The organism is Pseudomonas sp. (assembly GCF_030683065.1).
In the GTDB taxonomy this organism is placed as follows: domain Bacteria; phylum Pseudomonadota; class Gammaproteobacteria; order Pseudomonadales; family Pseudomonadaceae; genus Aquipseudomonas.
The window spans coordinates 35875-54058 of record NZ_JAUXMX010000064.1 but is presented as its reverse complement, the minus strand read 5'-3'; the positions used below and the strand labels follow the sequence as shown (position 1 = coordinate 54058).

21 protein-coding genes are annotated in these 18184 nt (G+C 60.5%); 8 read left to right on the top strand and 13 right to left on the bottom strand.

All coding sequences use genetic code 11. The features are described 5' to 3' along the window. Positions 1 to 4: 4 nt before the first annotated feature. The 4 genes from Q8K09_RS21005 to Q8K09_RS20990 are packed head-to-tail and all read right to left on the bottom strand — an operon-like array spanning position 5 to position 2485. Positions 5 to 301, bottom strand: coding sequence for a DUF167 domain-containing protein (locus Q8K09_RS21005; protein ID WP_305256947.1), 297 nt, complete (start codon positions 299 to 301; stop codon positions 5 to 7). Beyond that, positions 301 to 891, bottom strand: a complete 591-nt coding sequence (locus Q8K09_RS21000) for a YggT family protein (protein ID WP_305256946.1) — start codon at positions 889 to 891, stop codon at positions 301 to 303. Before Q8K09_RS21000 ends, Q8K09_RS21005 begins: the two co-directional genes overlap by 1 nt. A 40-nt stretch (positions 892 to 931) precedes the next feature. After that, positions 932 to 1765 (bottom strand): pyrroline-5-carboxylate reductase, encoded by an 834-nt coding sequence (gene proC, locus Q8K09_RS20995; protein ID WP_305256945.1) that lies wholly within the window; start codon positions 1763 to 1765, stop codon positions 932 to 934. A gap of 39 nt (positions 1766 to 1804) precedes the next feature. Further along, complete coding sequence (locus Q8K09_RS20990; protein ID WP_305256944.1) at positions 1805 to 2485, bottom strand: YggS family pyridoxal phosphate-dependent enzyme; 681 nt, start codon at positions 2483 to 2485, stop codon at positions 1805 to 1807. A gap of 54 nt (positions 2486 to 2539) precedes the next feature. Between Q8K09_RS20990 and Q8K09_RS20985 the strand changes: the two genes are divergently transcribed. Then, the gene (locus Q8K09_RS20985; RefSeq protein ID WP_172148722.1) at positions 2540 to 3574 is read left to right on the top strand and encodes a type IV pilus twitching motility protein PilT; all 1035 of its coding nucleotides are present in this window, start codon (positions 2540 to 2542) and stop codon (positions 3572 to 3574) included. A gap of 112 nt (positions 3575 to 3686) precedes the next feature. Next, positions 3687 to 4832 carry a PilT/PilU family type 4a pilus ATPase gene (locus Q8K09_RS20980; RefSeq protein ID WP_305256943.1) on the top strand — a complete coding sequence of 382 codons (1146 nt, stop codon included), beginning with the start codon at positions 3687 to 3689 and terminating at the stop codon, positions 4830 to 4832. On the opposite strand, the gene Q8K09_RS20975 is transcribed toward Q8K09_RS20980, so the two are convergent. Both Q8K09_RS20975 and Q8K09_RS20970 read right to left on the bottom strand, forming a co-directional pair. Then, entirely contained in the window at positions 4798 to 5676 is an 879-nt protein-coding gene (locus tag Q8K09_RS20975; RefSeq protein ID WP_305256942.1) for a TIGR03915 family putative DNA repair protein, read from the bottom strand. The two genes, Q8K09_RS20980 and Q8K09_RS20975, sit on opposite strands and share 35 nt — an antisense overlap. After that, complete coding sequence (locus Q8K09_RS20970; protein ID WP_305256941.1) at positions 5676 to 6887, bottom strand: putative DNA modification/repair radical SAM protein; 1212 nt, start codon at positions 6885 to 6887, stop codon at positions 5676 to 5678. Before Q8K09_RS20970 ends, Q8K09_RS20975 begins: the two co-directional genes overlap by 1 nt. A 157-nt stretch (positions 6888 to 7044) precedes the next feature. Here Q8K09_RS20970 and Q8K09_RS20965 point away from each other — a divergent pair, with 157 nt between their 5' ends. Further along, the gene (locus Q8K09_RS20965; protein ID WP_305256940.1) at positions 7045 to 7443 is read left to right on the top strand and encodes a TM2 domain-containing protein; all 399 of its coding nucleotides are present in this window, start codon (positions 7045 to 7047) and stop codon (positions 7441 to 7443) included. 93 nt (positions 7444 to 7536) lie between these two features. Here Q8K09_RS20965 and Q8K09_RS20960 read toward each other — a convergent pair whose 3' ends face one another. From Q8K09_RS20960 to gshB, 7 genes are all read right to left on the bottom strand, one after another. Beyond that, complete coding sequence (locus Q8K09_RS20960) at positions 7537 to 8808, bottom strand: dihydroorotase (protein WP_305256939.1); 1272 nt, start codon at positions 8806 to 8808, stop codon at positions 7537 to 7539. Then, positions 8808 to 9818 (bottom strand): aspartate carbamoyltransferase catalytic subunit, encoded by a 1011-nt coding sequence (locus Q8K09_RS20955; RefSeq protein WP_305256989.1) that lies wholly within the window; start codon positions 9816 to 9818, stop codon positions 8808 to 8810. The genes Q8K09_RS20960 and Q8K09_RS20955 overlap by 1 nt, the downstream gene beginning before the upstream one ends. A gap of 5 nt (positions 9819 to 9823) precedes the next feature. Beyond that, the gene (pyrR, locus tag Q8K09_RS20950; protein ID WP_305256938.1) at positions 9824 to 10336 is read right to left on the bottom strand and encodes a bifunctional pyr operon transcriptional regulator/uracil phosphoribosyltransferase PyrR; all 513 of its coding nucleotides are present in this window, start codon (positions 10334 to 10336) and stop codon (positions 9824 to 9826) included. 32 nt (positions 10337 to 10368) lie between these two features. Further along, positions 10369 to 10806, bottom strand: coding sequence for a Holliday junction resolvase RuvX (gene ruvX / locus Q8K09_RS20945; RefSeq protein ID WP_305256937.1), 438 nt, complete (start codon positions 10804 to 10806; stop codon positions 10369 to 10371). Then, positions 10806 to 11375: a YqgE/AlgH family protein gene (locus tag Q8K09_RS20940; RefSeq protein WP_305256936.1), complete on the bottom strand. Its 570-nt coding sequence runs from the start codon at positions 11373 to 11375 to the stop codon at positions 10806 to 10808. Before Q8K09_RS20940 ends, ruvX begins: the two co-directional genes overlap by 1 nt. A gap of 106 nt (positions 11376 to 11481) precedes the next feature. After that, positions 11482 to 12378 (bottom strand): energy transducer TonB, encoded by an 897-nt coding sequence (locus Q8K09_RS20935; protein WP_305256934.1) that lies wholly within the window; start codon positions 12376 to 12378, stop codon positions 11482 to 11484. An 87-nt stretch (positions 12379 to 12465) separates the two neighbouring features. Continuing rightward, positions 12466 to 13428 (bottom strand): glutathione synthase, encoded by a 963-nt coding sequence (gshB, locus tag Q8K09_RS20930; RefSeq protein WP_305256933.1) that lies wholly within the window; start codon positions 13426 to 13428, stop codon positions 12466 to 12468. A 243-nt stretch (positions 13429 to 13671) separates the two neighbouring features. On the opposite strand from gshB, the gene pilG reads away from it, so the two are divergent. The 5 genes from pilG to Q8K09_RS20905 all read left to right on the top strand — a co-directional run bounded on the left by pilG (position 13672) and on the right by Q8K09_RS20905 (position 18129). Next, on the top strand, positions 13672 to 14079 hold the full coding sequence (gene pilG / locus Q8K09_RS20925) for a twitching motility response regulator PilG (RefSeq protein ID WP_079203716.1): 408 nt from the start codon (positions 13672 to 13674) through the stop codon (positions 14077 to 14079). Positions 14080 to 14123: 44 nt separating this feature from the next. Continuing rightward, entirely contained in the window at positions 14124 to 14489 is a 366-nt protein-coding gene (gene pilH / locus Q8K09_RS20920) for a twitching motility response regulator PilH (RefSeq protein WP_090498029.1), read from the top strand. A 44-nt stretch (positions 14490 to 14533) separates the two neighbouring features. Then, positions 14534 to 15070 (top strand): chemotaxis protein CheW, encoded by a 537-nt coding sequence (locus tag Q8K09_RS20915; protein ID WP_305256932.1) that lies wholly within the window; start codon positions 14534 to 14536, stop codon positions 15068 to 15070. Positions 15071 to 15154: 84 nt separating this feature from the next. After that, entirely contained in the window at positions 15155 to 17203 is a 2049-nt protein-coding gene (locus Q8K09_RS20910) for a methyl-accepting chemotaxis protein (RefSeq protein WP_305256931.1), read from the top strand. Positions 17204 to 17271: 68 nt separating this feature from the next. Then, the gene (locus Q8K09_RS20905) at positions 17272 to 18129 is read left to right on the top strand and encodes a CheR family methyltransferase (protein ID WP_305256988.1); all 858 of its coding nucleotides are present in this window, start codon (positions 17272 to 17274) and stop codon (positions 18127 to 18129) included. The last annotated feature ends 55 nt before the right edge of the window (positions 18130 to 18184 follow it).

Here is an 18184-nt window from a genome sequence, read left to right as displayed (position 1 = left end):
TCGCTCAGGTGGGGCGAGCGGTCAGTTCGAGCACGGCGGGCAGTTGTCGCGGTTGCTTGATGCGGACACGCTTTTGACGACTTTGCTGGCCACTTTCCAGGCTGACCTGGCTTTTGCTTACAGCAAAGGCGTCTGCGACAAAGGCCAGCAACTTGGCGTTGGCCTTACCGTCGACAGGCGGCGCGGTGAGGCGGATCTTCAGCCGCTCACCGTGCAGCCCGGCGAACTCGTCGCAACTGGCCTTAGGCTGCAGGTGGCAGTCGAGGATCAGGTCCTCGCCGTCCCAGCGATAAAAACTCATCAGATCGCCAGGCTGAGGCCCTTGAACATGCCGGACATCACCGCCAGGTTGCGAATCACCAGCATGTCGATCAGGTTGAGGATCAGGAAAGCCACGATCGGCGACAGATCCAGCCCGCCCATGCCCGGCAGAACGCGCCGGATTGGTGCCAGCAGCGGTTCGCAGATTTGACTCACCAGTTCTGCCGCCGGGTTACGGCTGCCTTGGGCGACCCAGGACAGGATCACGCTGATGATCAGGGCGAAGAAGAACACCTTGAGGAACAGGGCCGTGACGCCAATGATCGACCAGACCAGCAGTAGCAGCGGATCGCCGACGCCATTGCCCATCAGCAATAGAACCAGGGCCATGAGCACCAGTTGCACCAGGATCGCCAGCACCAGCGAGGCAATGTCGAGCCCGGCGAAACTGGGAATGACCTTGCGCAAGGGTTTGAGCAGCGGATGGGTGGCGCGCACGATGAACTGGCAGAGGGGGTTGTAGAAGTCGGCCTTGACCAGTTGCAAGATGAAGCGCAACAGCACAATAAGCAGATACAGGCTGCCGATGGTTTGCAGGATATAAACCGCTGCGGTACTCAGTCCGATCATGACTTGCTCCTTAATGGCCTATTTGTAGGGGCCGAGTGGTTTATTGACCCAGTTGCTCAGCCAATTCCGCGGAACGCCGCGCGGCGGCATTCAGCGCCTGTTCTACCAGCGCTTCGAAGCCGCCAGCCTGGAATGTCTTGATTGCTGCTTCGGTGGTGCCCGCCGGCGAGGTGACGCGGCGGCGCAGTTCGCTGGCATCGACATCACTGCCGGTCGCCATGCGTGCCGCGCCGAGAGCAGTATGTGCGCTCAGTTGTGCGGCGACGTTGCGGGGCAAGCCAAGTTTTTCTCCTGCGGCGGTCATGGCTTCGATCAACAGGAAGAAGTACGCCGGGCCGCTGCCGGATACAGCAGTGACCGCATCGATCAAGTGTTCTTCATCCAGCCACAAGGTCAGGCCGACCGCGCCGAGCAATTGCTCGGCCTGTTGGTGCTGTTGCGCCGAAACCCGGCTGTTGGCATACAGACCGCTGACGCCCTGGCGCAGCAGCGCCGGCGTGTTGGGCATACAGCGCACGACCGCAGGCGCCGCCTCTGGTCGGGCGCCGAGCCAGCTTTCCAGGCTGGCGCAACTGATGCCGGCGGCGATGGACACGATCAATTGATCCGCGCCGATATGATCGGCCAGCTCCAGGCAGACGGCTTTCATCACTTGTGGCTTGACGGCCAGAACGATCACGTCGCAGCCCTGAATGGCCTCGGCATTACTGGCGAAGGTTTCGATGGCGTGTTCGGCGCTGATCTTGGCGCGTTGTTCAGCACCATGGTCGCTGGCGCGAATGCAGTGTGCGTCGACGCCTTGGGCGCGCAGCCCGCCGATCAGGCTGGCGGCCATGTTGCCGGCACCGATAAAGGCAATGCGGGGAGAATTCATAGGAGGTTTCCTTTTATATCGAGTCGAGTAGAGCTGCACTCAGGAATAGTCACGCTCGCCAAACAGCGCGGTACCGATGCGCACCCACGTCGCCCCTTCGGCAATCGCCGCCTCAAGGTCATGACTCATGCCCATGGACAGGGTGTCGAGGTCGAGGTTCAGCATGGTTTGAAGTTCAGCAAGGCGGGAAAAAGCGGCCTGTTGCGTCGCTCGGTCGTCGCTGGGTTCAGGAATTGTCATCAATCCACGCAGCTTCAGGTTAGGCAGTTGGCTGACCGCCTTTGCCAATGCCGGCAACTCTTCGGGGCTGCAGCCTGATTTGCTGGCCTCGCCACTGACATTTACCTGCAGGCAGATGTTTAACGCGGGCAGGTGCGCCGGGCGCTGCGTGGACAGGCGTTCGGCGATTTTCAGGCGCTCCACCGAGTGTACCCAGTCAAATTGCTCGGCAATCGCCCGCGTCTTGTTCGACTGAATAGGGCCAATGAAATGCCAAATCAATGGCAGGTCGCGCAGATCGAGCTGTTTTTCCAGGGCTTCCTGCAGGTAATTCTCGCCAAAATCCTGCAAGCCCGCAGCATGGGCCTGGCGAATTGCCGTCGCGGGTTTGGTTTTGCTCACTGCGAGCAGGCCTATCGATGCACAATCTCGCCCCGAGGCTTGCGCCGCCTCACGGATGCGTGCTCCGACCTTTGCAATATTCTCTGCTATCGTGGACATTACTTGCGCCAGCCGCCTAGTGTTCGCGGCATTCTACCGTCATTAGGGAGTCCCATGGATATCACTGAGCTGCTTGCCTTCAGCGCCAAGCAAGGCGCGTCGGACCTGCATCTCTCTGCTGGTCTGCCGCCGATGATTCGGGTTGACGGCGATGTGCGCCGGATCAATTTGCCGGCCCTGGATCACAAGCAGGTGCATGCACTGATCTACGACATCATGAACGACAAGCAGCGCAAGGATTTTGAGGAGTTCCTCGAGACCGACTTCTCCTTCGAAGTGCCTGGCGTCGCACGTTTCCGGGTCAACGCCTTCAACCAGAACCGTGGCGCAGGTGCGGTGTTCCGCACCATTCCGTCCAAGGTGCTGACCATGGAAGACCTCGGCATGGGCGAGGTGTTCCGCAAGATTACCGACGTGCCCAGGGGCCTGGTGCTGGTCACCGGACCAACAGGTTCGGGTAAGTCGACTACCCTGGCGGCGATGCTCGACTACCTCAACAGCACCAAGTACCAGCACATCCTGACCATCGAAGACCCGATCGAATTCGTCCACGAGTCGAAGAAGTGCCTGGTCAACCAGCGTGAAGTGCACCGCGACACCCTGGGTTTCTCCGAGGCCTTGCGTTCGGCGTTGCGTGAAGACCCGGACATCATCCTGGTCGGCGAAATGCGCGACCTGGAAACCATCCGCCTGGCGCTGACCGCCGCGGAAACCGGTCACCTGGTGTTCGGCACCCTGCACACCACCTCGGCAGCCAAGACCATCGACCGGGTGGTTGATGTGTTCCCCGCCGAAGAAAAATCCATGGTGCGTTCTATGCTGTCCGAATCCTTGCAGGCGGTGATCTCGCAGACTCTGCTGAAGAAAGTCGGCGGCGGCCGGGTGGCGGCCCATGAAATCATGATTGGCACCCCGGCGATCCGTAACCTGATTCGTGAGGACAAGGTAGCGCAGATGTATTCGTCGATTCAGACCGGAGGCTCGCTGGGCATGCAGACCCTGGATGCCTGCCTGAAAACCCTGGTAGCCAAAGGCTTGGTCACCCGCGACAGTGCGCGGGAAAAATCCAAAACCCCGGAAAACTTCTAACCCTTATATCTGGTCAGCCGCGAGGCTGGCCGAGACCCAGATTGCTGGCGAGGCGCGCGCCCCAGCCGCTGGTGGTTGGCCAAGCGCGTGACAGTGATGGGCGAGATAACGCATGGAATTTGAAAAACTGCTGCGCCTGATGGTCGAGAAAGGCGCTTCTGACCTGTTTATCACTGCCGGCGTACCGCCGTCGATGAAGGTCAACGGCAAGATCATGCCAGTGACCAAAACCCCGATGTCTCCCGAGCAAACCCGGGAAACCGTGCATTCGGTAATGAATGATCAGCAGCGCCGCGACTTCGCCGAGAGTCACGAATGCAACTTCGCCATCAGTGCCCGTGGTATCGGTCGCTTCCGTGTCAGTGCCTTCTACCAGCGTAATCTGGCGGGGATGGTGTTGCGCCGGATCGAGACCAACATCCCGACCCTTGATGACCTCAAGCTGCCGGAAATTCTCAAGAAGCTGGCTCTGACCAAGCGTGGCCTGGTGCTGTTCGTCGGTGCCACCGGTACCGGTAAATCCACCTCGCTAGCGGCGATGATTGGCTACCGCAACAAGAACAGCAGCGGTCATATCATCTCCATCGAAGACCCGATCGAGTACATCCACCAGCACCAGAGCTGCATCGTCACCCAGCGCGAAGTCGGCATCGACACCGACTCTTTCGAGGTGGCGCTGAAGAACACCTTACGCCAGGCACCAGACGTGATCCTGATTGGCGAGGTGCGCACCCGCGAAACCATGGACCATGCCGTTACCTTCGCCGAAACCGGTCACCTGTGCCTGGCCACCCTGCACGCCAACAATGCCAACCAGGCGCTGGACCGGATTATCAACTTCTTCCCGGCTGACCGGCAGAATCAGGTATGGATGGACCTGTCGCTCAACCTCAAGGCTATCGTCGCCCAGCAACTGATCCCGACCCCGGACGGCAAGGGCCGCCGCGCGGTGATTGAGGTGCTGATCAACACCCCGCTGGCTGCCGACCTGATCCGCAAGGGTGAGGTACACGAGCTCAAATCACTGATGAAACGCTCCACCGAACTGGGCATGCAGACGTTCGACCAGGCGCTGTTCAACCTATACAGTCAGGGCGAAATCACCTACGAAGATGCGCTGCTTTACGCTGACTCGGCTAACGACTTGCGCCTGATGATCAAGCTGGGCTCGGAAACCGACGGCGATCATCTGAGCAGTATGTCCCAAGGGTTGTCGCTGGAAATCAGCGAAGAGGATCCGGGCAAGCGCTTTCGTTGAGAGGCGGCGCCTTCGCTGCGCTGCAGTGAATGCGTTTGCCGCCTTGGCGCGCGACCGCCTCGGCTTGGCCATTGCGCTGAGCGCCGGCGCGGGCCTGGCTCATCAGTTGTGGAATCAGCGGGCCTTCCGGCAGGTTTTTCCAGAAGCGCACAGGCAGGTTGTTCTGCAGTGCACTGCGGTTGAGGCGCGCCGGGTTGAAGGTGCTGCCGTAATAGGCCAGCCACAGCGCTTCACCGTCATCTTCGGGCGCTTGCGCCAGGCGTTGCCACTCACTCGGGCAGGGTCGGTGGTGGTGCAGGCGCTGGCCATCCCAATACACGCCGTCATCCGGTGTGGCAATCAGCCAGGTACTCCGGCCCAGTCGCTCGGCAAAGTGTCCGCTGGCGCTCCGTAGAATATCGTGGGCTGGTTCATGCCAGGCGACCAGTTGCGGGCCTTCGGCGTTTTCCGGCCGCGGGTGAAAGCGCAGAAATGCATGCAGATGATGGGTTTCGCGGCGCACCGCTTTTAGCCGTTTATGCAGCACGCTGCCGTCGATATCCCCGGGTAACATGGCGGCGCGATCGCCCTGGGCGACCCGCCAGAGAATCCGGTAGAGCAGGCTCCAGCGATCCGCGATGCGAAAGCGTGCCGCGCTCTGTAGCAACTCAAGCAGCTGCTTGGGGATGCGCGGAGCGGGTGCCTCCGACGGTGTGCTGACGGATACCGGTGCATGGTCAAACAGGCCGCCGGCGTCGCCGTCACCCAGCCAGTTGACCTGATGCGGTGCTACGCCTTGCTGCAATAGCCCTCTGGCAGCCTCACGCCAGCCGGTAAAACTGCCGTCGAACTGCACGCTGAGCATCACCACAGCGCCATCTGCGCGGGCGCTTCACTCAACTGCTGGCGCAGTAGCAGTGATTCGCGGCTGGCCTGCAGGGGACGATAGTCCTGGGTGACGATAAAAGGCTTGGCTTTTTCCAGGGCGCAGCGCAGGCGCGTCAGGTCTTCGAAGCGGATGCGTTTCTGTCGGCGTAGGGCGACCAGGCGCTTGGCGCTGAGTACGCCGATACCGGGTACGCGGGCGATCATCGCTGCTTCGGCGCGGTTGAGGTCGACCGGGAAGTGCTCGCGGTTGTTCAGCGCCCAGGCCAGCTTCGGGTCGATATCCAGGGCCAGATTACCGGGGCCGCTGAGCAGTTCTCCTGCCTCGAAACCGTAGCCGCGCATCAGAAAATCGGCCTGATACAGACGGTGCTCGCGCAGCAGTGGCGGCGCTTCGAAGGGCACGGTATTCGGGCTCTGCGGGATCGGGCTAAAGGCCGAGTAGTACACCCGGCGCAGGCGGTAGTCGCCGTAGAGCGAGGCGGCGGTATGCAGGATGGTGCTGTCGTCGGTGTCATCTGCGCCAATGATCATCTGCGTGCTCTGCCCGGCCGGGGCGAAACGCGGCGCACGTGGTTCCGCTCGGGCTTCGCTCTCGCCCAGATGGATCGAGTGCATGGCCTGCTTGATGGTGCGCACCTGTTTCTCCGGAGCCAGGCGGATCAGGCTGCTTTCGGTGGGCAGTTCGATATTGACGCTAAGGCGATCAGCGTAGCGGCCGGCCTCGGCAATCAGTCGCGGGTCGGCGTCGGGAATGGTCTTGAGGTGGATATAGCCGCGAAACTCGTGCTCTTCGCGCAGCAACTTGGCTACGCGGATCAGCTGCTCCATGGTGTAGTCGGCCGAGCGGATGATGCCTGAGCTGAGAAACAAACCGCTGATGCAGTTGCGCTTATAGAAGTCGATAGTCAGGGTGACCACTTCTTCCGGGGTGAAGCGCGCGCGCGGCACGTCGCTGGAGCGGCGGTTCACGCAGTATTGGCAGTCATACAGGCAGAAGTTGGTCAGCAGGATCTTCAGCAGGGCCACGCAGCGCCCGTCTGGAGTAAAGCTGTGGCAGATACCCATGCCGTTGGTTGAGCCGATGCCACTTTTACCTTTGGAACTGCGCGTGGGCGCACCGCTGCTGGCGCAGGATGCGTCGTACTTGGCCGCGTCGGCGAGGACAGTGAGTTTTTCGATCAGCTGCATGATGCGGCCTGCTTAACTGTTTATCCATACAGTATTTAGCAATAGTAAGCAGGGTTCAAGCGCTGATGTTTAAGGTGATGCCGCGGATTTCCTCGGGCCGCGAACCTCGGGTAGAGTCTGGCGTCAGATACAGCCCAAGCCATCAGGAGACACGCATATGCAGCGTCAGGACACGCACAGCAAACTTATCGGCTATTTGTTGTGGATATTTGGCTTTCTCGGCGCCCACCGCTTTTATTACGGCAAGCCTGTGACCGGGACCATCTGGTTTTTTACTCTTGGCTTGTTGTTCGTCGGTTGGATCATCGACCTGTTTTTGATCCCGGCGATGGACCGGGAAGCCGACCTGCGGTTTACCGCAGGCGACACCGATTACAACGTGGCCTGGATTCTGCTGACTTTCCTCGGCATTTTCGGTGTGCACCGCATGTACCAGGGCAAGTGGATTACCGGGATCATCTACTTGTTTACCGGTGGCCTGTTCCTGATTGGCGTGCTCTATGACTTCTGGACGCTGAACACCCAGATTTCGATCAAGAACGCCCAGCGCGGCTGACGGAAGCCATGCGTCAGCCGGCGCGCAATGGGCTTATCTCGTAGGGTGCGCAGTCAAGCGAGCACCGGGCGCACCCTACGAGAGGTATCTCACTCAGGCCTGATAGCTGATATGCCCATCGACCAAGGTGTAACGCACCGCGCCGGGCAGGCAATGGCCGATAAACGGGCAGTTGGCGCCTTTCGAGTGCCAGCTTTCCCCGGCCAGGGTCGAGGCCTGCGGATCGAATAGCAGCAGGTCGGCTGGCGCGCCTACGGCCAGTCGCCCGGCGGGCAGGCGTAAGGCCTGAGCTGGGCCGCTGGACAGGCGTGCGAGCAGCGTTGGTAAGTCGAGCAGACCGTCTTCCACCAGGCTCATGGCCAGCGGCAGCAGCAGTTGCACGCTGCTGATGCCCGGCTCGGTAGCACCGAAGGGCGCCAGCTTGGCGTCACGCTCGTGGGGTTGGTGGTGGCTGGCGATGGCCGAAATCACCCCGTTCTTGAGTGCCGCGCGCAGGCCATCGCGGTCGCCGCGGGTGCGCAGTGGTGGCTGTACGTGATACAGACTGGAGAAGTCGCTCAGCGCCTCATCGGTGAGGATCAGCTGATACAGCGCCACATCTGCCGTCACTGGCAGGCCACGGGCCTGGGCATCGGCGATCAGTTGGGCGCCGCGGGCGCTGGTCAGCTGGCTGAAGTGGGCGCGCACACCGCTTTGTTCGACCAGCAGCAGGTCGCGGGCCAGGGCCACCGTCTCGGCGGTTTCCGGAATGCCGGCCAGGCCGAGGAAGCTGGCAGTAGGGCCCTCGTGGGCCAAGCCGCCTTCAGCCAGGTCATGATCCTGGGAATGGAAGATCACCGTCAGGTCGAAGGTGGCAGCATATTCCAGGGCGCGGCGCAGGGTACGGGTGTTGCGGAAGCTATCCAGGCCGTTGCCGAAGGCCACGCAGCCAGCGTCGCGCAGGGCCACCAGTTCGGCCAGCTGTTCACCGTCCAGGTTTTTGCTCAATGCGCCGATGGGAAAGACTTTGGTGTGACCCGCCTCGCGGGCGCGGTCGAGGATCAGTTCGGCCACCGCCGGGGTGTCGAGTACCGGTTTGGTAAAGGGCGGGCAGCACAGGCTGGTGACACCACCAGCGGCTGCGGCCAGGGTTTCGCTGGCGATGCTGCCCTTGCGGCTGTAGCCGGGTTCGCGCAGGGCCACGGACAAATCGACCAGCCCAGGCGCTACTACGAGGCCTTGGGCGTTGATGGTTTTTTCTGCGACGAAGTCGAGCGGGGCCTGGCCAATGGCGATGAGCTTACTGCCGTCGATAAACAGGTCGCTGACTTGATCAAGGCCACTGCTTGGGTCGATGACGCGGGCACCGAGGATTGCGATACGCATCAGTTGGATTCCTCGGCTTCCTGGTTGATTTGACGCTGGGCGTTTTGCCCGCTCATGGCCATCGACAGTACGGCCATGCGCACGGCAATGCCGTAGGTGACCTGGTTGAGGATTACCGATTGTGGGCCATCGGCCACTGCCGACTCGATTTCCACGCCACGGTTGATCGGCCCTGGGTGCATGACCAGGGCATCCGGCTTGGCCAGGGCCAGACGTTGCTCGGTCAGGCCGAACAGGCGGTAGAACTCGCCCTCACTGGGCAGCAGGCCGCCGGTCATGCGCTCGCGCTGCAGGCGCAGCATGATCACCACGTCGACGTCCTTGAGGCCTGCGGCCATGTCGCTGTAGACGGTCACGCCGTACTGCTCGATGCCGACCGGCAGCAGGGTTTTCGGTGCGATCACACGGATGTCCGGGCAACCCAGGGTTTTCAGCGCGATCATGTTCGAGCGCGCCACCCGCGAGTGCAGGATGTCGCCGACGATGGCCACCGAAAGGTTCTCGAAACCACCTTTATGCCGACGAATCGTCAGCATATCGAGCATGCCCTGGGTCGGGTGGGCGTGGCGGCCATCGCCGCCATTGATGATCGCCAGGTTCGGGCAGACGTGTTCGGCGATGAAGTGCGCGGCGCCGGAGTCGGCATGGCGTACCACGAAGATGTCGGCTGCCATGGCCTCGAGGTTGCGCAAGGTATCGAACAGGGTTTCGCCCTTGCTGGTCGAGCTGGTCGATACATTGAGGGTGATGACGTCGGCAGACAGGCGTTGGGCTGCCAGCTCGAAGGTGGTGCGGGTGCGTGTGGAGTTCTCGAAGAACACGTTGCACACGGTTTTGCCGCGCAGCAGCGGTACTTTCTTCACCGCTCGCGCACCGACTTCGAGGAAGGAGTCGGCGGTGTCGAGGATTTCCGTCAGCAGCTCGCGCGGCAGGCCGTCGAGGGAGAGGAAGTGGCGCAGCTGACCTTGGTCGTTGAGCTGCAGCGGGCGCTTGGCATCCATGGGAGTCATCGCGATCATTCTCGGTTGGCCAGCGTCTGGAGTTCGAGGGTCAGCGGCGTGGGGCCGGACAGTTTTACCCGCTGATCGGCGGCGAGCGACAGGCTGGCGCCGACCACGTCGGGGCGGATCGGCAGCTCGTGGGCATTCAGGTCGAGCAGGCTGACCAGGGTCACGCTGGCCGGGCGGCCATAGTCGAACAGTTCATTGAGCGCGGCGCGGATGGTGCGGCCGCTCATCAATACGTCGTCGATCAAGACCAGATGCTGGCCTTCAACCTCGAACGGCAGTTCGGACGGCTGTACTTGCGGGTGCAGGCCGTTCTGGGTGAAATCATCGCGGTAAAAAGACACGTCGAGGATGCCCAGTGGCGCTGAATTGCCCAAGGCTTCGAGCAGCGCTTGCGCGACCCACACGCCACCTGTGCGAATGCCGATAAAGCGTGGTTCGCTGATCTGTCGCTGATTGAGGTGGTTGACCAGCGCTGCGGCCATTTGCGGCAGCAGTTCGGCGGGGTTGGGTAAGCTCATGGCAACACTCCAGATACAGACTCGGCGGGCGGTCAGCCCGAGCAATTTTCTTCTAGCCAGCCCTGCAATAAGAGTGCGGCGGCCAGGGCATCGACCGGGCGCTCGCGGTAGCCGCTGGTCTGTCCCTGTTGCAGGCGTTGGCCCTTGGCCTCATAGGTGGTCAGGCGTTCGTCGTGGGTGTGCACGGGCAGATTGAAGCGGCCGTTAAGACGCCGGGCGAATTTTTCCGCGCGGTCGCTCATCTCGCTTTTCGTGCCGTCCATGTTCAGCGGCAGGCCGACGACGATGGCGTCCGGCTGCCATTCCTTGATCAATGCTTCGACCTTCAGCCAGTCTGGTACGCCGTTTTGCGCCTTGAGGATGCACAGTTCGCGGGCCTGGCCGGTGATCACCTGGCCGACCGCAACGCCGATCTGCTTGCTGCCATAATCGAAGCCCAGTAACAGACGCAGCGGTTTGCTCACGCTCATCAGGCGTGCCCGGCTTGCGAGGTGAGCAGGCTGAGGTTGACACCCAGGCGCGCAGCAGCGGCGTTCAGGCGCTGATCGAAGGGCAGGTCGAAGAGGATGGTGCTGTCGGCCGGGCAGGTCAGCCAGGCATTATCGGTCAGCTCGGCTTCCAGTTGTCCGGTATCCCATCCGGCATAGCCGAGGGTGATCAGGTATTTATCCGGTCCGCTGCCGTCGGCAATGGCGAACAATGCGTCCTGGGAGGTGGACAAGCCCAGCTCGCCGAGTTCAAGGGTGGCCTGGAACTGCGGCCCGGTCGGGTGCAGGACGAAGCCGCGGTCTGTCTGTACCGGGCCGCCGGAAAAAATCAGCAGGTTGCGGCAGAGTACCGGTGGCTCGTCGTCAGGTCGCAACTGCTCCAGCACATCGGCCAGGCTGAGGCCGTTCGGGCGGTTGATCACCAGACCCATGGCGCCCTGCTCGTTGTGTTCGATCAGGTAGATCAGGGTCTGCGCAAAATTCGGATCGGCCATGTGCGGCATGGCAATCAGAAATTGGTGCTTGAGGTAGCTGGGTTTGGTGTCTTTCATGGGAATAGTTTCAGGCCTGGAGCCAAGAGCTTCAAGCGTCACGCTGCACGCTGCAAGAAAAAAACCTGATCCTGTGGCTTCGGTGAGCTGATTCTTGCGTGCTGCTTCAGTTGCTGGACAAGCGGTCGCCGCGCTCGAAGCGCCAGGTGCGGATAATTTCCAGGCGGTCGACATCGGCCAGGTCACCGGTGAACGGCGCGTAGGGCGCTGCCAGGCGCACGATGCGCAAGGCGGCCTGGTCAAGGAGTGGCTGGCCGGAGGATTCCAAGACCTGCACTTCGTAGAGCGTGCCGTCACGGTTGATTGATACCAGCACGCGCAGGCTGCCGTAAATTTGCTGGCGGCGTGCGTCGTCCGGGTAGTTGAGGTTGCCAACCCGCTCAACCTTCTTGCGCCATTCGTCCTTGTACCAGGCGCCCTTGTCACGCATGGTCGAGGCGGCACTCAGTCGGTGGATTTTCGGCCGTTTGGCATATTGCTGGATGTCATTGGCCAGCTCGGCTTCCAGGCTGGCAATTTCTGCAGAAAGTTGCGAGCTGTCGAATACCGGTGCCGGCGGTGCCTGCACTGTGGGTTTGACTGCTTCGCGTTTGACCTGGGTCTTTTGCGGTTGCGGGGTGCTAGTCGCTACTGCGGCTTTTGGTGCTTGCTGGCGAACCGCCGGTTGCGGCGCCGCGGCGGGCGGCGTCACGCGCTTGACTTGGGTGTCCTGAAACATGGCCTGCTCGGTGGTTTTCGGTGCGGCCTTGTGTTCCAGGGTGCCGCTACCCTGTTGATTGTCCTTGGCAAGAAAGTCGGCTTCTTTCGGTTTTTCCTCACTTTTGAAGCTCGATAGAGTGATTTCCAGGGTTTTGCTGATCTGGCTGGGCTCGGCCAGGCTAAAGCCCAAACCGAGAATCAGCGCGGCATGCAGCACCGCTGCGAGGAACAGGGTGAAACCCAGCCGATCCGCTGGACGGACGCCCGCGGCGGGTAGGTCGGGTGGGGTGGCGGCTGTGTTCATGCTGTTTCGGGTCTGTTCAAGTTGCCGCGCAGTCTGACGGCTTGGTGCCGCCAGCTGCAAGCGACACGCTTGAAGCTGCTACGTGCTTCAAGTTTTCGCCTTGGCGTGCAGCTTGCTTTCGATGACATCCATCAGGCGCTCGCCGATGCGGGTGTCGTAGGCGGCGTCTATCTCACGAATGCAGGTTGGGCTGGTCACGTTGATTTCGGTCAGGTAGTCGCCGATCACGTCCAGGCCGACGAACAGCAGGCCCTTCTCACGCAGGGTTGGGCCTACGGCGGCGGCTATCTCGCGGTCGCGTTCGGTCAGTGGGCGAGCCTCGCCACGGCCGCCAGCGGCAAGGTTGCCACGGGTTTCGCCGTGCGCCGGGATGCGCGCCAGGCAATAAGGCACTGGCTCGCCATCGATCATCAGAATGCGTTTGTCGCCTTCCAGGATGGCTGGCAGGTAGCGTTGCGCCATTATTTGCTGTGTGCCGTGTGCGGTAAGGGTCTCGAGGATCACCGAGAGGTTGGGATCGCCCTCGCAATGACGAAATATCGAAGATCCGCCCATGCCATCCAGTGGTTTGAGAATGATGTCACGTTGCTCTTTGGCAAACTCGCGCAGAATGTCGGATCGGCGACTGACCAGCGTTGGCGGTGTGCAAAGGGGAAACTGGGTGGCAAACAGCTTTTCGTTGCAGTCGCGCAGGCTCTGCGGGCGGTTGACCACCAGTACGCCGGCTTGCTCGGCCTGTTCCAATAAATAGGTGGAATAGACGAATTCGTTATCGAAGGGTGGATCCTTGCGCATCAGGATCACATCCAGTTCGGCCAGCGCGACGTCGTCTTCGGCGCCCAATTCGTACCAGCGCTGAGGGTCATTGAATACGTTGAGTGGGCACAGGCGGGCACGTGCTTCGCCCTTGGCCTGGTAAAGGTCTTTCTGCTCCATATAGAAGAGCGACCAGCCGCGTGCTTGAGCGGCCAGCAACATGGCCAGCGAGCTGTCCTTTTTAAAGGCGATCTGGGCGATGGGGTCCATGACAATGCCGAGGCGAACGCTCATGGGGGAATTTCTCCGTGAAAGGCAGCAGTTTAGAGGGTGTCGGGACGAACATGTGGCGTCAGGGTGGCGCTGGGGCGGCGGGTGGTCAAGGAAAAACCTTGCACTTTCGCGGCTTATAGCTTGCATGGGGAGAGTGTGCTAAAAAGGCCCGGCGATTGGGTTACAACCCATCGGTGGTAAGGCCTCAGGCGCACTGATAGAAAGCGAAAAATAACGACTCACCGAGGCAATGGTAGGGCAAACATGGAACAGCATTCCGAGGGTTTGAGGGTGATGGTGATCGACGATTCGAAAACGATTCGTCGTACCGCGGAAACCCTTCTGAAAAAAGTGGGTTGCGAGGTAATTACCGCAGTTGATGGCTTCGATGCCTTGGCAAAGATCGCCGATACCCACCCCAATATTATTTTTGTCGACATCATGATGCCGCGGCTCGATGGCTATCAAACCTGCGCCCTGATCAAGAACAACAGTGCTTTCAAGTCCACCCCGGTGATCATGCTGTCCTCCAAGGATGGCCTGTTCGACAAGGCCAAGGGGCGCATCGTCGGCTCCGATCAATACCTGACCAAGCCTTTCAGCAAGGAAGAGTTGCTGGGTGCGATCAAGGCCCATGTCCCTAACTTCACTCCGGTGGAACAGGCATCCTGACGTCTGCAGCGCTGTAGACGCCTTTTCATGTATTGGGAAACACCATGGCTCGAATTCTGATTGTTGATGACTCGCCGACCGAGATGTACAAGCTGACTGCCATGCTGGAAAAAAATGGCCATCAGGTGCTCAAAGCGGAAAATGGCGCGGACGGTGTCGCTCTGGCGCGTCAGGAAAAGCCTGATGCGGTATTGATGGACATCGTCATGCCGGGCCTTAACGGCTTTCAGGCAACCCGTCAGTTGACCAAGGACGCCGACACCAGCCACATCCCGGTGATTATCGTTACCACCAAGGATCAGGAAACCGACAAGGTCTGGGGCAAGCGCCAAGGCGCCAAGGACTACCTGACCAAGCCGGTTGACGAAGCAACACTGCTGAAAACCCTGAATGCCGTCTTGGCGGGTTGATGGCGTGCCAGTAACCAAATAATAAGCAGAAGGCCACGGTTGGCATGTCGGACGCGCAGACACCTTTTCAAATACTCCTCGAAATCGATCAGCGCTGCAGGTTGCTGGCGGCGGGCTTGCCTATGCAGCAAGCCACCGTGCAAACCTGGAGCGGTATTGGTTTTCGTATGGGTGAGCGCTTTTTCGTCGCGCCTATGGGTGAGGTGGGGGAGGTCCTGCATGAGCCTCGGCATACCTTGTTGCCCGGGGTTAAAAGCTGGGTCAAGGGCGTAGCCAATGTGCGCGGTCGTCTGCTGCCGGTGATGGATCTGTGCGGTTTCTTCGGTAACGAGTTGTCGCCACTGCGCAAAAAACGACGTGTGTTGGTGGTTGACCACCAAGACGTATTCGCGGGCCTGACGGTCGATGAAGTGTTTGGTATGCAGCATTTTCCGGTGGACACTTTCTCCGAGCAGCTGCCGCTGCTCGAGGCGTCCATCGCGCCGTTTATTCATGGCGTGTTTCAGCGTGAGCAACCCTGGTTGGTATTCAGTCCTCATGCACTGGCCCAACATCAGGGGTTTCTCGATGTCGCGTTATAAAGCTTTTTCGGTTGGGTCGGCTCTGTCGGCCTGTTGGGGTTGTGTGGGAACCGTAGTGCGGTCGGTCCAGGCGGGGGCCAGGAAATGAAAAAACTAAATGCAGGCAATTTATTCGCGAGTACGCGCAGCAGTTCGCTGATCGCCGGGCTGTTCATCGTCCTGATCGTCTCTATCGTGCTGTTGTTCGCCAACTTCGCCTACATCAACACGCAATCCAACTACGATACGGAATACATCGGCCACGCTGGTGAGTTGCGCGTTCTGTCTCAGCGTATCGCGAAGAACTCCACCGAAGCGGCTGCGGGTACTGCCGAGGCCTTCGGTCTTCTGCGTGATGCGCGTAACGACTTTCAAAATCGCTGGGGTTACCTGACTGACGGCAACGAGGAGAGTGGTGTGCCCTCTGCGCCAGAGTCCGTGCAGGCTCAGATGAGTGCCGTGCAGGAGGATTGGGACAGTCTGCGGCAGAACACCGACGCCATTCTGGCTAGCGAACAGACCGTTCTGTCGCTTCACCAAGTGGCCGAAACCTTGGCAGAAACTATCCCGCAGCTGCAGGTCGAGTACGAAGAAGTGGTCGACATCCTGCTGGAAAGCGATGCGCCAGCCGCTCAGGTGTCAGTGGCCCAGCGTCAGTCGCTGCTGGCTGAACGTATTCTCGGTTCGGTGAACAAAGTACTGGCCGGCGACCAAGACTCGGTTCAGGCAGCCGATATGTTCGGTCGCGATGCCAGCCTGTTCGGCCGGGTATTGAACGCGATGCTGGAAGGCAATACGGCGATGGAAATTGCCAAGGTCAACGACGCGGAAGCGCTCGAGCGACTGGGAGAAATTTCCGAGCTGTTCGAGTTTGTTTCCGGTTCGGTAGACGAGATCCTCGAGACCTCGCCGGAACTGTTCCAGGTGCGTGAGTCGGCCAACGGCATTTTCTCCGTCTCGCAAACCTTGCTGGATAAAGCCTCCGAGCTGGCCACAGGGTTTGAAGACATGGCAGATGGCCGTGCCATCAACACCCTGGCCGGTTATGTACTGGGCATTCTTGCGCTGGGCTCGATCATTCTGATCGGCATCGTGATGGTGCGCGAGACCAACCGTCGCCTCGCCGAGACTGCCGAGAAGAACGAGCGTAACCAAGCGGCGATTCTGCGCCTACTCGACGAAATTGCCGACCTCGCCGATGGTGACCTGACTGTTGCCGCGACCGTGACTGAAGACTTCACGGGCGCCATCGCCGACTCCATCAACTACTCCATCGACCAGTTGCGCGACCTGGTAGTGACCATCAACCTGACCGCCGTGCAGGTAGCCGGCGCCGCCCAGGAAACCCAGGCCACAGCGATGCACCTGGCTGAAGCTTCCGAGCACCAGGCTCAGGAAATCGCCGGTGCATCGGCTGCGATCAACGAAATGGCCGTGTCGATCGACCAGGTATCGGCGAACGCCTCGGAGTCCTCCGCGGTAGCGGAACGTTCGGTAGCCATCGCCAACAAGGGTAACGAGGTCGTACACAACACTATCACCGGCATGGATAACATCCGTGAGCAGATCCAGGACACCTCCAAGCGGATCAAACGCCTCGGTGAGTCGTCCCAGGAGATCGGTGACATCGTCAGCCTGATCAACGACATTGCTGACCAGACCAACATCCTCGCACTGAACGCCGCGATTCAGGCCTCCATGGCCGGTGATGCGGGTCGCGGCTTCGCCGTGGTAGCGGACGAAGTACAGCGCCTGGCAGAACGTTCATCTGCCGCAACCAAGCAGATCGAGGCGCTGGTTAAGACGATTCAGACCGACACCAACGAAGCCGTTATCTCAATGGAACAAACGACCTCCGAAGTGGTGCGCGGTGCTCGTCTGGCCCAGGACGCCGGGGTCGCGCTGGAAGAGATCGAGAAGGTATCGAAGACTCTTGCGGCCCTGATTCAGAACATCTCCAACGCCGCTCGCCAGCAGGCTTCTTCTGCGGGGCACATTTCCAACACGATGAACGTGATCCAGGAAATCACCTCGCAAACATCGTCCGGTACAACGGCGACCGCCAAGAGCATTGGTAACCTGGCCAAGATGGCCAGCGAGATGCGTAAGTCTGTTTCCGGCTTTACCTTGCCGGAAAGCGGCGGACAGGCGTAGACATGCGTGGCGTGGTGGCCTTGTCCGGTCGCCACGCAGCGCTTATGGCCATGAGCGAGAGGCACGACATGCAGTCAGGCGCCTGGTCTTTGCAACCGGTGGTAGATATGCCGGCTGCCGAATTTTGTGCCTGGCAGGCGCTGCTTGAGGAGCGCACTGGTGTGGTGCTCAGCGAGCAGCGGCGAGCGTTTCTGCAGACCAACTTGAGTGTGCGCATGCGTGAGCTGGGGGTGGCGGATTACGCCACCTATTATCAGCAGGTCACGGATGGCCCGCGCGGTGCGGTCGAATGGTCGACCCTGCTAGATCGTCTTACCGTTCAGGAGACCCGCTTTTTTCGCCATCAGCCATCGTTCGAGGTGCTCGAGCGCTACTTGCACGAGCGACTGCAACACGGCTTGCCTCGTCCATGGGAGCTGTGGAGCGTGGGTTGCTCGAGTGGTGAGGAGCCTTATTCGTTGGCGATTACCGCGGCTGAAGTGTTGCGAGGCAGTCAGCAGCCCGGGCACTTCGGCGTAACGGGTACCGATATCAGCCTGAACGCGTTGAGTAAGGCGCGTGATGGCCAATATGGCGCGCGCAAGTTGCAACAAATGGATACTGAGCTGGGGCAGCGCTACTTTGCGGCCCAGGCCGATGGACGTTTCAAGGTGATACCGGACCTGGCTGCGCGAGTGTGTTGCGCCAGGCTCAATGTGCTGGAACTGGCCAAGGCGCCAATGTTCGGTATGGACGTTATTTTTTGTCAGAACTTGCTGATCTACTTTCGCCGCTGGCGTCGCCGCGAGATCCTCAACTGCTTGGCCGAGCGCCTGGCTCCGGGTGGTCTGCTGGTGGTGGGAGTAGGTGAAGTAGCTGGTTGGCAGCATCCGGACTTGTTGCCGGTGGCCGACGAGCGAGTGCTGGCTTTTACCCGCAAGGGATAGCAGGTCGTTGAGAACAGTAGGCGTGGTAGCGAGTCAACGCAGGCAAGAATGCGAC

Excerpts from the sequence above, each read along its gene's own strand:
- Q8K09_RS20970 (WP_305256941.1), bottom strand. The coding sequence starts at position 6,887 with ATGCAGCTGATCGAAAAACTCACTGTCCTCGCCGACGCGGCCAAGTAC.
- Q8K09_RS20935 (WP_305256934.1), bottom strand. The coding sequence starts at position 12,378 with ATGAACACAGCCGCCACCCCACCCGACCTACCCGCCGCGGGCGTCCGT.
- Q8K09_RS21005 (WP_305256947.1), bottom strand. The coding sequence starts at position 301 with ATGAGTTTTTATCGCTGGGACGGCGAGGACCTGATCCTCGACTGCCAC.
- Q8K09_RS20990 (WP_305256944.1), bottom strand. The coding sequence starts at position 2,485 with ATGTCCACGATAGCAGAGAATATTGCAAAGGTCGGAGCACGCATCCGT.
- Q8K09_RS20910 (WP_305256931.1), top strand. The coding sequence starts at position 15,155 with ATGAAAAAACTAAATGCAGGCAATTTATTCGCGAGTACGCGCAGCAGT.
- pyrR (WP_305256938.1), bottom strand. The coding sequence starts at position 10,336 with ATGAGCTTACCCAACCCCGCCGAACTGCTGCCGCAAATGGCCGCAGCG.
- Q8K09_RS20980 (WP_305256943.1), top strand. The coding sequence starts at position 3,687 with ATGGAATTTGAAAAACTGCTGCGCCTGATGGTCGAGAAAGGCGCTTCT.
- pilH (WP_090498029.1), top strand. The coding sequence starts at position 14,124 with ATGGCTCGAATTCTGATTGTTGATGACTCGCCGACCGAGATGTACAAG.
- ruvX (WP_305256937.1), bottom strand. The coding sequence starts at position 10,806 with ATGAGCGTGAGCAAACCGCTGCGTCTGTTACTGGGCTTCGATTATGGC.
- Q8K09_RS20940 (WP_305256936.1), bottom strand. The coding sequence starts at position 11,375 with ATGAAAGACACCAAACCCAGCTACCTCAAGCACCAATTTCTGATTGCC.
- Q8K09_RS21000 (WP_305256946.1), bottom strand. The coding sequence starts at position 891 with ATGATCGGACTGAGTACCGCAGCGGTTTATATCCTGCAAACCATCGGC.
- Q8K09_RS20915 (WP_305256932.1), top strand. The coding sequence starts at position 14,534 with ATGTCGGACGCGCAGACACCTTTTCAAATACTCCTCGAAATCGATCAG.
- pilG (WP_079203716.1), top strand. The coding sequence starts at position 13,672 with ATGGAACAGCATTCCGAGGGTTTGAGGGTGATGGTGATCGACGATTCG.
- Q8K09_RS20975 (WP_305256942.1), bottom strand. The coding sequence starts at position 5,676 with ATGCTCAGCGTGCAGTTCGACGGCAGTTTTACCGGCTGGCGTGAGGCT.
- Q8K09_RS20960 (WP_305256939.1), bottom strand. The coding sequence starts at position 8,808 with ATGCGTATCGCAATCCTCGGTGCCCGCGTCATCGACCCAAGCAGTGGC.
- Q8K09_RS20905 (WP_305256988.1), top strand. The coding sequence starts at position 17,272 with ATGCAGTCAGGCGCCTGGTCTTTGCAACCGGTGGTAGATATGCCGGCT.
- proC (WP_305256945.1), bottom strand. The coding sequence starts at position 1,765 with ATGAATTCTCCCCGCATTGCCTTTATCGGTGCCGGCAACATGGCCGCC.
- Q8K09_RS20965 (WP_305256940.1), top strand. The coding sequence starts at position 7,045 with ATGCAGCGTCAGGACACGCACAGCAAACTTATCGGCTATTTGTTGTGG.
- gshB (WP_305256933.1), bottom strand. The coding sequence starts at position 13,428 with ATGAGCGTTCGCCTCGGCATTGTCATGGACCCCATCGCCCAGATCGCC.
- Q8K09_RS20955 (WP_305256989.1), bottom strand. The coding sequence starts at position 9,818 with ATGACTCCCATGGATGCCAAGCGCCCGCTGCAGCTCAACGACCAAGGT.
- Q8K09_RS20985 (WP_172148722.1), top strand. The coding sequence starts at position 2,540 with ATGGATATCACTGAGCTGCTTGCCTTCAGCGCCAAGCAAGGCGCGTCG.